General features: G+C 64.7%; 14 protein-coding genes and 1 tRNA gene. 5 read left to right on the top strand and 10 right to left on the bottom strand.

Features of this window, described 5'->3' with window-relative positions; genetic code table 11:
* Window positions 1-147, bottom strand: a 147-nt coding sequence (locus tag JQ592_RS09145; RefSeq protein WP_211402556.1) for a GDP-mannose 4,6-dehydratase, incomplete at its 3' end; no start/stop codon positions are given.
* Between the two features lie 156 nt (window positions 148-303).
* Window positions 304-567 carry a hypothetical protein gene (locus JQ592_RS09140; RefSeq protein WP_211402498.1) on the bottom strand — a complete coding sequence of 88 codons (264 nt, stop codon included), beginning with the start codon at window positions 565-567 and terminating at the stop codon, window positions 304-306.
* 138 nt (window positions 568-705) lie between these two features.
* On the opposite strand from JQ592_RS09140, the gene JQ592_RS09135 reads away from it, so the two are divergent.
* Window positions 706-936 carry a DUF6894 family protein gene (locus JQ592_RS09135; protein ID WP_211402497.1) on the top strand — a complete coding sequence of 77 codons (231 nt, stop codon included), beginning with the start codon at window positions 706-708 and terminating at the stop codon, window positions 934-936.
* On the opposite strand, the gene JQ592_RS09130 is transcribed toward JQ592_RS09135, so the two are convergent.
* Together JQ592_RS09130 and JQ592_RS09125 are read right to left on the bottom strand one after the other, a co-directional pair.
* Window positions 933-1,661, bottom strand: coding sequence for a Crp/Fnr family transcriptional regulator (locus JQ592_RS09130; protein WP_211402496.1), 729 nt, complete (start codon window positions 1,659-1,661; stop codon window positions 933-935). The two genes, JQ592_RS09135 and JQ592_RS09130, sit on opposite strands and share 4 nt — an antisense overlap.
* Window positions 1,662-1,850: 189 nt before the next feature.
* Window positions 1,851-2,318: a metallophosphoesterase family protein gene (locus JQ592_RS09125; RefSeq protein WP_211402555.1), complete on the bottom strand. Its 468-nt coding sequence runs from the start codon at window positions 2,316-2,318 to the stop codon at window positions 1,851-1,853.
* A gap of 77 nt (window positions 2,319-2,395) precedes the next feature.
* Here JQ592_RS09125 and JQ592_RS09120 point away from each other — a divergent pair, with 77 nt between their 5' ends.
* Complete coding sequence (locus JQ592_RS09120) at window positions 2,396-2,605, top strand: hypothetical protein (RefSeq protein WP_211402495.1); 210 nt, start codon at window positions 2,396-2,398, stop codon at window positions 2,603-2,605.
* Between the two features lie 113 nt (window positions 2,606-2,718).
* On the opposite strand, the gene JQ592_RS09115 is transcribed toward JQ592_RS09120, so the two are convergent.
* Both JQ592_RS09115 and JQ592_RS09110 read right to left on the bottom strand, forming a co-directional pair.
* Window positions 2,719-2,792, bottom strand: a tRNA-Gly gene (locus tag JQ592_RS09115).
* A 318-nt stretch (window positions 2,793-3,110) separates the two neighbouring features.
* Window positions 3,111-5,522, bottom strand: coding sequence for an ATP-binding protein (locus tag JQ592_RS09110; RefSeq protein WP_211402494.1), 2,412 nt, complete (start codon window positions 5,520-5,522; stop codon window positions 3,111-3,113).
* Between the two features lie 331 nt (window positions 5,523-5,853).
* On the opposite strand from JQ592_RS09110, the gene JQ592_RS09105 reads away from it, so the two are divergent.
* Complete coding sequence (locus tag JQ592_RS09105; RefSeq protein ID WP_211402493.1) at window positions 5,854-6,567, top strand: substrate-binding periplasmic protein; 714 nt, start codon at window positions 5,854-5,856, stop codon at window positions 6,565-6,567.
* Window positions 6,568-6,578: 11 nt separating this feature from the next.
* Here the strand turns inward: JQ592_RS09105 and JQ592_RS09100 are convergent, their stop codons facing one another.
* The gene (locus JQ592_RS09100) at window positions 6,579-6,782 is read right to left on the bottom strand and encodes a hypothetical protein (RefSeq protein WP_211402492.1); all 204 of its coding nucleotides are present in this window, start codon (window positions 6,780-6,782) and stop codon (window positions 6,579-6,581) included.
* Between the two features lie 27 nt (window positions 6,783-6,809).
* Window positions 6,810-6,995: a hypothetical protein gene (locus JQ592_RS09095; RefSeq protein ID WP_211402491.1), complete on the bottom strand. Its 186-nt coding sequence runs from the start codon at window positions 6,993-6,995 to the stop codon at window positions 6,810-6,812.
* Window positions 6,996-7,199: 204 nt separating this feature from the next.
* Here JQ592_RS09095 and JQ592_RS09090 point away from each other — a divergent pair, with 204 nt between their 5' ends.
* The gene (locus JQ592_RS09090; protein ID WP_211402490.1) at window positions 7,200-7,580 is read left to right on the top strand and encodes a YciI family protein; all 381 of its coding nucleotides are present in this window, start codon (window positions 7,200-7,202) and stop codon (window positions 7,578-7,580) included.
* Between the two features lie 9 nt (window positions 7,581-7,589).
* On the opposite strand, the gene JQ592_RS09085 is transcribed toward JQ592_RS09090, so the two are convergent.
* Window positions 7,590-8,180, bottom strand: coding sequence for a TMEM175 family protein (locus JQ592_RS09085; RefSeq protein ID WP_211402489.1), 591 nt, complete (start codon window positions 8,178-8,180; stop codon window positions 7,590-7,592).
* A gap of 128 nt (window positions 8,181-8,308) precedes the next feature.
* On the opposite strand from JQ592_RS09085, the gene JQ592_RS09080 reads away from it, so the two are divergent.
* The gene (locus tag JQ592_RS09080; RefSeq protein ID WP_211402488.1) at window positions 8,309-10,366 is read left to right on the top strand and encodes an ATP-dependent helicase; all 2,058 of its coding nucleotides are present in this window, start codon (window positions 8,309-8,311) and stop codon (window positions 10,364-10,366) included.
* Here JQ592_RS09080 and JQ592_RS09075 read toward each other — a convergent pair whose 3' ends face one another.
* The gene (locus JQ592_RS09075; protein WP_211402487.1) at window positions 10,367-11,614 is read right to left on the bottom strand and encodes a metal-dependent hydrolase family protein; all 1,248 of its coding nucleotides are present in this window, start codon (window positions 11,612-11,614) and stop codon (window positions 10,367-10,369) included.
* Between the last annotated feature and the right edge of the window lie 4 nt (window positions 11,615-11,618).

Below are 11,618 nucleotides of genomic sequence, written 5' to 3'. Positions count from 1 at the left end.
GTAGAGGTGGTCGACACGCGCCGTGTTGAACGAGGACGAGCGCCGCTTGATGCCGTGCACGACATAGCCGAGCGACAGCAGATATTCGGCGAGATAGGCGCCGTCCTGGCCGGTCACACCGGTGATGAGAGCGATCCGCTCAGCCATATGTGCTACCCACTCCCAACAGCGCCCCGAAGGCCGCCGGATTCCCGTTCCGGCCGCCGCCCTTCTCTGACAGATCGGCCGCCGGGGTCAACCCAATATGGGAAAAGGGTTACCGGCTTCGTTGGTCAATTCCGGCACGCGGGGGGGCCCGCAGGCTCACCGCGCGCCGCGACAGCCGCCACATCGGACGAGATCGTCGCATTCGCTGATGTGGTGCTGATATTGGGAGATCGCGCGATTGGCCATCCGGATGCGATTGGTCTGTCCTTCCTCGACCATCGTGGCGAGGCGCTGCGCGAGAAAAACGCACGCCTCGAATTCATCCCGGATTGCCCCGGTGCGCGTGAGAAAGTCCCACGCGATGTCATAAGCTTGCTCGGCAGCCGCATTACGGTAGTCGCTGAAGATGATGTGCGTCATCAAATCACACTTTCATTTGACCGCCTTCATTGCCGCAACCGTAACCCGGCTCGATCGTTCCTAAGCAGCCCTCCTCCATTGTCCCGTCGCCGGCCCGTCCGGTTCCTCGACGCCTGACGGCCAGGAACGCGTCGCGGGTTGTCGGCGTTCAACTGGATGGCGCGATATTCGTTCAAGATCTCGGACGGCGGCGATTTCTCTGACAGCGAAGAGCTGCCGAACGATGAAGCTGCATGGCATCAGGCTCTCCGCACGGTGAGGGACATTGAATCGACACTCAGCTCCGATGGAGGCGATTGGTCCCTCGTCGTCCACCGGGAGGGTGATCCGCTCTACCGCATCGATGTGCGGGCCCAAAAGCTCAATTAACTGCTCGGACTGAGATGCAGGTAGGTCGGGTCGAAGCCTGCAAGTTCTTCCATCTCCCTGGGTTTGAGGATGTGAAACTCTGATCGACTCACCGCGACCAGCCCTTCCTTCCGGAGGTTTTGGAGAACCCGGTTGGTATGCACCACCGACAATCCGAGGCAGTCTCCGAGGTCGGCTTGAGTGATGGGCAAGCCGAACTCCCCACCTCGGGTATGCCCGATTGCCTTGAGCCTCCGATGCAATTCAATCAGGAGGTGGGCCATTCTGGGTGTCGCCTCCCTGCGTCCGACGTTGACGATCCATTCCCTGAAGATCGCTCCATCAATCAGCGTTTCGCGCCACAGGGCCGCTGCCAGGTTCGGGCGTTGCTGATTGATCGCTCTCAGATCGTCGTGCGAGATGAAGCCCAGGTTGCAGCGGGTGACGGCGATCAGGTCATGATCCATCACCTTGAGATGAAGGCTTTGAAGGTCAGGGATCTCACCCGGTATGTGGATGGAGAGAACCTGCCGTTCTCCATCCACCGTCGTCTTCGACCGGAACGCAAATCCATCCGCGATCAGGCAACAGTCAGTGGGCCGCGCTCCGTCAGCCACAATGATTTCGCCGGCGTCGAGACGCCGCTCGCGAATCCGCAAACCCTGAATGGCGCGGATGTCGTCAGCATCCATATTGTTGGACACAGTCAGCTTCGTGATCAGCGCGGAAGCGAGGTTTGCCGGCATCGGATGCTCCTATTTGGGACCCGAATGATGCAAACCACTCCGGCCTGTCAGGCGGGAGCGCTACACGCCCAGCACCGGCGCCCAAGACGATCTGCCGGTGATGCAAGACAACGCAGCGTTATAAGATCGTTCCAAAATGCCCCATCGAGCAAGTTTCGACGGAAAATAATAACTTTGACCCGCTTTTGGCTAGGCCCCAGCGAGCGTGTGCAGGACCGGCCGAAGGTCGGTGCTATCATCGAGATCGAGCGTCGCCAGCGTGATCGGCAGCTTGAAGCGTCTCGGTCCGGCGCTTCCGGGATTTAGATAAAGAACGCGATCGGCCGTCCTGATGCTCGCTTGATGCGAATGACCGTAAATCACGGCGTCGATGCCGTCGGGGGCAGGCTTGCTCTCGAGCTCGTTCAGATCGTGCAGGACATAGAAAATGTACCGGCCGAGGCGGACGGTTTCCGTATCGCGATAGTTCCGCGCCCAATCGCCGCTATCGACATTGCCGCGGATGGCCGTAACAGGCGCAATCCTTCGCAGCCCCTCGAGCACATGCTCGGCGCCGATATCGCCGGCATGAATGATGTGCGCGACCCCGGCAAAGCAATGCTCGACTTCCGGCCGCAGCAGCCCGTGCGTGTCCGAAATCACCCCGATTTTCGTCACAGCGCTCTCCCGACCTCCGCGCTTAGGAACCACGACTGCGCGCTCGCATTGCCCGCATATCTAACGGGAGCACACGGATGGGCAACAGCGGCGTTGGCATGTTTTTGGGAGACGTCTCGGCCACAGCGTTGTGGCTGTGGTTCATCGGCGCCTTCGTCCTTGGCGCTGCGATCTGGTACGGCGTCAGACGATCGGGACACTTACGCCGCAGCGAGCGGGCGCAACTCGACCGGAACACGGAAGCGGCGCAGCGTCGCGATGATCCCCAAAAGCCGATGGCAAGGTGATGGAGCCCCGAAGCCGGGGACGATCGATGCGCGAAGACTCGCGCGCGATCGCAACGAGCCGCAGCGCGGCTCGGCCAACAAATCATCGAGGCAGAATAAGTAATTGAAATCATTGGAGCGGGTGAAGGGAATCGAACCCTCGTATTCAGCTTGGAAGGCTGCTGCTCTACCATTGAGCTACACCCGCGTTGGCGATCCCCTAACACGGCCGGGCGGCGGTCTCAACTGCCTCTGGACGGTCTTTCCCGCATCAAGAACGCCCCCCGTTCCCGGCGTTTCGCCCCGCCCCTTAACGGCCGGGTGATCCCGCCCTATATTCAAATCTCCCGAAACCAACGAAAGGAGGTGATCCAGTGTCTTATCTCAAGCGCTGTCACCTCGCTGGGATCGCCCGCTAGGCTTTGAATAGGGCTTGGCATCGGGGCGTTCTCAGCCCTGGACCAGCGAGCAAGAAATCGGGCGCGACGGGGCCTCCCCGCCGCGCCTTTTTCGTCTGCGGACCCGCTCAGGCGGGAGACAAGCCAGCAAGGACCTCGCGAATCTTCTCCGACAGCTCCGACTTGCGGTATGGCTTCTGAAGCAGCGCCACGCCGGGATCGAGATGCCCTTCGTGGACGATGGTGTCGTCGGTATAGCCCGAAGTGTAGAGCACCCTCACCCCCGGCCGGCGAGCCCGGACGGCGTCGGCCAATTCCCGCCCGTTCATGCCGCCGGGCATGATGATGTCCGTGAACAGGAGATCGAATTTGGCGCCCTGGTCGACCAGCGCGAGCGCAGATGCGCCGTCGCCGGCAGCGAGCGTGCGGTAGCCGAGGCTGCCGAGCTGGGCGATGACATAGCCCTGCACCAGCGGATCGTCCTCGACCACGAGGATCGTCTCGTGCCCGCGCGCTGTGGCGGGCGCCTGAACCGATGCCGTCCTGGCCGGCGCCTCGCCCTCCGATTGCGGCAGGAATAAGCGCACCACCGTGCCGCGCCCCTCCGCGCTCTCGATCGTGACGGTGCCGCCGGTCTGGCGGGCGAAGCCGTAGACCATGCTGAGCCCGAGCCCGGTGCCGCGGCCGACGCCCTTGGTGGTGAAGAACGGCTCGAACACGCGCTCGCGGATGTCGGCCGGAATGCCGTGGCCGGTGTCGCCGACTGCGACCATCACGAAGGAGCCGCGCACGACATCGCCCTCGCCGGCACCTTCCGTGCCGTCGAGCTCCCGGTTCGCGGTCTCGAGCGTGAGCCTGCCCCCGCCGGGCATCGCATCACGCGCGTTGACGGCGAGATTGACGATCGCGGACGAAAGCTGCGACGGATCCGCCATCGCCGACCAGGCATCGTCCGCAAGCCGGGTCACGATCTCGACATGCTCGCCCAGGATCGGCTTCAGCAGCTTCGCGGTCTCCAGCACGAGGGCATTGACGTCGATTTCGCGCGGCTCCATCGGCTGGCGGCGCGCGAAGGTCAGGAGCTGCGAGGTGATCTCGGCGCCGCGCGCGGCGGCATCGTCGATGAGCTGCGCGATGGCGGCCAGCTGGGGCTTGTCCGCAAGCCCCTCCTGAATGATCTCGATCGTGCCGGTGATGACGGTGAGCACGTTGTTGAAGTCGTGCGCGACGCCGCCGGTGAGCTGGCCGATCGCATCCATCTTCTGGGATTGGCGCAGCCGCTCCTCGGTCTCGTGCTGCTCGGTGAGGTCGGTGGCGGAGCCGCGATAGCCCATGAAGCGTCCGTCCGACGCGAACACCGGCTGACCGTTGACGCTGAAATGATGCATGCGCCCGTTCGCATCACGACCGCGATACTCGAACTTCCGGAACGGCTCGTGACGGTCCAGCGTCGCCAGGTGCGCGCGCCATTTCTCCGGCTCAACGTCGTGGTCGAAAGCGGCATCGGTGCGGCGCTTGCCGATCAGCGCCTTGTGGTCCATGCCGAAGGCGCCGGCCCGATCCGATATGTAGGTGAACCGATGATCCGGTCCGGTTTCCCAGAACCAGTCGGACGCGGTCTCGGCATAGTCGCGGAAGCGCTGCTCGCTCGCGCGCGCGTCTTCCTCGGCGCTGCGGCGGATCTTCAGGTCACGCTCGAGATTGGCGTTGGCCTCGCGCAGCTCGTCATAAGCGCGCCCGAGATTGGCGCACATGGCGTTGAAGGCCACGATCACCTTGTCCAGCTCGTCGGGATCGGAGGGCGGCCGGCGCTCAAGCTGCAAAGGCGGCGGCGGCCGCGCCAGGCTGTATTTGCTGACGAAGTCGGCGATGGTGACCAGATGCCGCGTCACCAGCAGATGGAACATGTAGATGATGAACAGCGAGACGAGAAACGTCTTCGCCGCCTGGCTCGCCAGAATGATCAGAGCACGATTCATCAATTGCTGATAGACCTCGCTCAGCGTCGCCTCGACGTGAAGCACACCGATCGTGCGCACGGTCCCCTGCACGGTGGTGGTCAGCGGATAGTCGCGCGTCACGATCGAACGGGTGTTGGGCTCGCCGACCGCGACACGGATCGGATTGGGGCGATCGGCGATCTCGCGCACCTCGGCGGCGCGGATATCGGGCAGCCGCAGGATACCGTCGAGCTGGAGCTTGATCTGGTTCTGGTCGAGATTCCACAGGCTCTCGCCGAGGCTGCCGGTGGTGCTGCGGCCGATCTCGTCGAGCCGCGTCTCGATGACGCCGACCTCGCGCTCGTAGTCGAGATAGAGCTGAAGCGCGGTCAGCGTCAGCGTGACGATCGAGGAGAACAGCAGCACGGCGGCCAGCAGGCGCGGCCCGACGCCGCTGCGTAACCAGTTGAAGATCCGCGACAGCAACGCTCCGATCATCGGCGGCGCAAGTGCAGCGCCGATCCCGCTCAAATCCTGCTTCGCTGCCGCCGGGGCAACGGCGCGGCTGCGCTTGGAATCCTCATCGCCTGAGTTGCCCATGCACCATGTCCCGGAAATGGCGGCACTGCTCTGGCCGGCCAGTCGCGGCCATGAGCAATTCGACAGTTGAGATTCTCTTCACGCGAGGCGCGTGGTGATCCTGTCGGCCCATGGGCGGCTTGAGGTCGGCGGGGTCATATGTTGCGCCCAGCAGCAGGATTGCCGCGCAAGCTACCACCTCACGTGCTAGAATGACATCGGTGAAAGTCCGGAGCCGCCTCACGTCGCAGGCGAGCGTCGATCGTTGCGGCCGGCGCGCAGGCGCGACCCCCGGTAGATCGCGCGGGCCTCCGAATCCAGCGGTAGCAAGGTTCGACCAGGGAGAAGCGTGATGTGGCGGATTGCCCTCGCCTTGCTGGCTTTGCTCGCAGCCGCTCCATCGCAGGCGCAAGAGCTGATCCGGCTGGCGCGCATCGCCGACATCCCCGATCAATATGTCGGCGGCGAGATGCTGCGGGCTGTCTACGCCAAGCTGAACATCAAGCTCGAATTCGAGGACGTTCCCGGCAAGCGGGCGCTCGCACTGTCGAGCGCCGGCGAGGTGGACGGCGAGATCCAGCGGATCGGGACGCTATCCCGCGACTATCCGACGCTGGTCCAGGTCACGCCGGCGATCAACTACATCGAGCCCGCGGTGTTCACGACGAAGCTCCATTTCGAAGTCGCCGGTTGGGATTCAATTCGAGACTACAGCATCGGCATCGTCCGCGGCGTCGGCTCATCGGAGGCCGGTACGCGCGGCATGGCCCGCGTCACGGCGACGACCAGCCTGGAGAGCATGATCAAGATGCTCGACGCCGATCGTTTCGACGTGATGGTCACCGACCTCTTCAGCGGGCTCGTCGCAGTGAGGAAGCTCAACCTGCAAACCAGGATCTACCCGCTCTCGCCACCGCTCGAGCGCATCCACATCTATCACTATTTGCACGAACGCCATCGCGCTCTGGTGCCTGAGGTCGGCAAGGTGATCGCACAGATGGAGGCGAGCGGCGAACTGGCAGCGCTGCGTGCGGCGCTCGTCAAGCAGATCCTGAGCGCACCGTAAGCGGCGCCGGCTCAGGTCGCGCGAAGCCGTTCGCGAAAGGCGACGGCGGCAATCAGAACGCCGACGCACCACACCACGACCGCCCGGTGAGGCTCTTCGCCGAGCAGCACGGTGAATATGCTCGTGACCAGACATGGCGCGATCGCACTACCGTTCCGGCTTGCCAGCGAGAGCAGGAACGGCATCGCAGCGATCGATATTTGCAGGACGCTCATCCACGAAAACCGGTCTGGCCGTAGACTTCAGAAGCCGCAGACATTGAGCGCGCGCGGGCGCTTGCCGCGGCGGCTCTCGACAATGCGCTCGCCACCATTCTCGGCCGAGCTGCCGTAATAGCGGTGGTGACCGCTCTGGTCGTGCAGATCGGCCGGCTCCGACCGGCCCGCCCGCCGCGCGTCGCAGATGATCTTGATGGTCTGACTCGACATTGCCGCCTCCGAATTCCTCAGCCTTCTTGGTGGTCATCAGTCGCATCGGCTTCAGGCGGCGTTCATACCGACCGGTCGCAATCGAGTTTCAAGACGGTTTCGTCGCGCACGGGGCGACGCAATATTTTTTTGCCAGGGGATTGTCGGCGCGGGCCACAGTGATACGTCCTTCGGGCCTGTGCGCCAAAAATCAACGAGGTGACGATGCTCTACGCCATCCTGGCCTATCATGTGGAAGACGAAATCCTGTCCTGGACGCCGGAGCAAGACGCCGCGGTCGTGGCCAAAGTCATCGAGGTTCAGGCGCCCCTCCGCGCAAGCGGACATTTTGGGCCCGCGGCCCGTCTGGACGAGACCCGAAAGGCCCGCACCCTGCGGGGCCCCGGCGCTGGCATGGTGCTGGACGGCCCGTTTGCCGAGACCAAGGAGCAGCTTCTCGGCTTCCACCTCGTCGAATACGAAACCGAGGAGGAGGCGATCGCGGCGGCGCGGAAGCTGCGCGAGGTCAACCCGACTGCGGTCTACGAAATCCGCCCGGTCAAGCTTTACGTGCCGTCCGATGGGTTCGGCACGACACAAGGCTGAGGCACCAGCTTACGCGTCCGGCCCGCTTTGCGCGACATAGAAGCGCTGGATCAGGAGCCCGCCGAAGGCGATGAACCACACAAAGGGCGCGACATGCGGCGCGAACGCCGCCACGATCGTGCCCGGGATGAACACCAGGAGCGGAAACAGCGAGGCCATGATCTCCTGGCGCCAGCCGCCGAGAATGGTCCACCACAGCCAGGCATTGAGGCCGGCGATCGCGGTCAGATGCAGGCCGTAAAGCACGGCGACCGCGCTGCTCATGCCGTAATTGGTGTAGAGGCCGTTGGTCACCGGCAGCAGCACGATCGAGAGCAGAAAGAACAAATTGAGGATCACGCTGCCGCGGCTGCCGACCGGCTGGCGCGCCAGCCGGCGGTGATGGCTGATCCAGAACACGCCGGCGATGATGAAGCTGAGCGCAAAGCCGGCCAGCTTGCCGGAATAGACATGGGCCAGATCGCTCCAGCCGGGGGCGCTGGTGAACACCGCAGCCTTGGGCAGGTCGTAGGCCAGAAGCGTCATGGCGACGCCGAAAATGGTGTTGCTGAGCGATTCCAACCGCCGCATCTCGAACTGGTCGGGCTTGAGCTCGGTCATGCCGGGCGTGCTCTTCTCGGGCTGGAACCTTGGGCCGGCTTTCCCCTAAATGCTAAATCTGGTTCCGTCCAGCCGCATTGCGATTCGCGCCGGGATCGCCGAATCTCGGCCATTCACCGGGGCGATTCGTGGCAACATATCTGGACACGCTCAATGCGGAGCAGCGCCGCGCCGTCGAGCATGGCGTGGCCGATGGCGCGACCGTGGGAAGCCCCCTGCTCGTCATTGCCGGCGCCGGCTCCGGCAAGACCAACACGCTGGCCCACCGCGTCGCGCACCTGATCGTCGCAGGCGCAGACCCGCGCCGCATCCTGCTCATGACGTTTTCGCGCCGCGCCGCGGCCGAGATGGCCAGCCGGGTCGAGCGTATCGCCCGGAAGGTCTTAGGCGAGAACAACGCCGCGATCATGCGCGACGCGCTCACCTGGGCCGGCACCTTCCACGGCATCGGCGCGCGGCTCCTGCGCGAATATGCCGAGCGGATCGGCGTCGATCCCGCCTTCACCATCCACGATCGCGAGGATTCCGCCGACCTGATGAACCTGGTCCGGCATGAGCGCGGCCTGTCGAAGACCGAGAGCCGCTTTCCGGCCAAGGGCACCTGCCTGTCGATCTATTCGCGCTGCGTCAACGCCGAGATGGAGATCGAGAAGGTGCTGGGGGTGCACTATCCCTGGTGCGCGGGCTGGGCCGCCGAGCTGAAAGGCTTGTTCGCGGCATACGTCGAGGCCAAGCAGGCCCAGCACGTGCTCGATTACGACGATTTGCTGCTGTACTGGTCGCAGATGATGAGCGATGCACTGATCGCCGAGGAAATCGGCGGCCGCTTCGATCACGTGCTGGTCGACGAATATCAGGACACCAACCGCCTGCAATCCTCGATCCTGCTGGCGCTCAAGCCCGACGGCCGCGGCCTCACCGTGGTCGGCGACGACGCCCAGTCGATCTATTCGTTCCGTGCCGCCACCGTGCGCAACATCCTGGAGTTTCCGCAGAGCTTCTCGCCCCGCGCGGAAATGATCACGCTCGACCGCAATTACCGCTCGACGCAAGCCGTGCTGGCCGCCGCCAACGGCGTCATTGGCCTGGCACGTGAGCGCTTCACCAAAAACCTCTGGACCGACCGCACCTCCGGACAGAAGCCGCAGCTCGTCACGGTGCACGACGAGGCCGACCAGGCGCGCTACATCGTCGAAGCCGTGCTGGCCAACCGCGAGCAAGGCGCGCTGCTCAAGCACCAGGCGGTGCTGTTCCGGACGTCCTCGCATTCCGGCCCGCTCGAGATCGAGCTGACCCGCCGCAACATCCCGTTCGTGAAATTCGGCGGGCTGAAATTCCTCGATGCTGCGCATGTCAAGGACGTGCTCGCGCTGCTGCGCTTCGCTGAGAATCCGCGCGACCGCGTCGCCGGCTTCCGCATCCTGCATCTGTTGCCGGGCATCGGCCCCGCGACGGCGCAGCGCGTGCTCGACCAGATGGCGGAGAGCACCGATCCGCTGCACGCACTCGCCCAGCTCCCGGTGCCAGCACGCACCGGCGCGGACTGGACCGATTTCGTCCGCACGATCGAAAATCTGCGCTATTCGGAATGGCCTGTAGATCTCGAACGGGTGCGGCTCTGGTACGAGCCGCATCTCGACCGCATCCACGAGGATTCCGAGACGCGCCGCGCCGATCTGATGCAGCTCGAGCAGATCGCCAGCGGCTACTCTTCGCGCGAAAAGTTCCTGACCGAGCTCACGCTCGATCCGCCGGACGCGACCAGCGACAAATCCGGTCCACCGCTCCGCGACGAGGACTATCTGATCCTCTCGACCATCCACTCCGCCAAAGGCCAGGAGTGGAAATCGGTGTTCGTGCTCAACGTCGTCGATGGCTGCATGCCGTCCGATCTCGGCGCCGGCACCAGCGCCGAGATCGAGGAGGAGCGCCGCCTGCTCTATGTCGCGATGACGCGCGCCAAGGACGATCTGCACCTCGTCGTGCCGCAGCGCTTCTTCGTCCACGGCCAGGCCGCCAAGGGCGACCGCCACGTCTACGCCTCACGCACCCGCTTCATCCCGGAATCCCTGGTCTATCTGTTCGAGCGCGCCGCCTGGCCAAAGGCCGCAGCGGGTGCCGCGCGCACCGCAGCGCAGGGGCCGAAGATCGACATCGGAGCGAAGATGCGCGGGATGTGGCGGTAGTTACGCGTTCAGCCTGTCGAACTGGACCTTGCCGGCCTTCATCACCAGCGGGATGTGCTCGCCCTGGCCGAGCAGGCAGGCGACATCGCGCAGCGGATTGCCGTCGACCACCAAGAGGTCCGCGAGTGCCTCAGGCACGATGCGGCCGAGCTTGCCCTCCATGCCGAGCACCTCGGCGCCGATCAATGTGGCGCTGGCGATGACGGCGCGCGGGCCGAGGATCTCGGCGCGGATGCGGAACTCGTCGCTCTGCAGGCGCTGCGACGGGCCGAGCAGATCGCTGCCGAACCCCATCTTCACGCCGGCGTCGCGATAGATCGCGAGCGAGCGCAGGCCCGCGTCGCGGACATCGGCGATCTTGGCCACGCTCTCCGGCGGCAGGCCATATTGGGCGCCCTCGCTCGCCAGCGCCTCGTAAGTGACGAGCGTCGGCACCACATAGGCGCCCTTCTCGGCCATCAGCCGCGCGGTCGGCGCATCGACCAAATTGCCGTGCTCGATGGTGCGTACGCCGCAGCGGATCGCGCGCTCGATCGCCGCAGCCGTATAGGCATGAGCGAGCACATAGGTCTGCCGCCCGCGCGCCTCCTCGACGATGGCGCGGATCTCGTCCTCGGAGTAGCCGAAGGCGCCGACCGGATCGGTCGGCGACGCGACGCCGCCGGAGGCCATGATCTTGATCTGATCGGCGCCCATCTGGAGCTCTTCGCGCGCGGCCTTGCGGACGCCGTCGACGCCGTCGGCCACGCGCGCCAGCGCGCCGACCCGCACGCAGCACGGACATGGCGCATCGCTCGCGAGGTAATCGGAACGTGCCCGCATGTCGCCGTGCCCGCCGGTCTGGCTGAGCGCGCGGCCGGAGACGAACAGCCGTGGGCCGTCGGTGAGACCGGTCTCGATCGCCTGCTTCAGCGCGTGACCGGCGCCGCCGGCATCGCGCACGGTGGTAAAGCCACGCCGCAGCATGCCGCGCAAGAGCAGCGTCGAGCGCAGCGTCACCAGCACGTTCGGCATGTGCACCTGCTGCGCCAGGTTGAGCTCGACGGCGATGGCATGCACGTGCAGGTCGATCAGGCCGGGCATCAGCGTCTTGCCCTTGAGATCGATGGTGCGATCGGCGTTGGCCTGGATCGGACGGTCGGAGACCTCCTTGATCACGTTGTCCTCGACCAGCACGTGATGGTCCGCCAGCAAGTCCGACTGAAGCGGATCGAGCAGTGCGGCGTTCTTGAAGAGGATGCTTGGCATCGCG

Origin of the sequence: Bradyrhizobium iriomotense, assembly GCF_018129405.1 — a bacterium.
In the GTDB taxonomy this organism is placed as follows: Bacteria; Pseudomonadota; Alphaproteobacteria; order Rhizobiales; family Xanthobacteraceae; genus Bradyrhizobium; species Bradyrhizobium iriomotense_B.
This window is presented reverse-complemented; position numbering and strand designations above follow the sequence as displayed.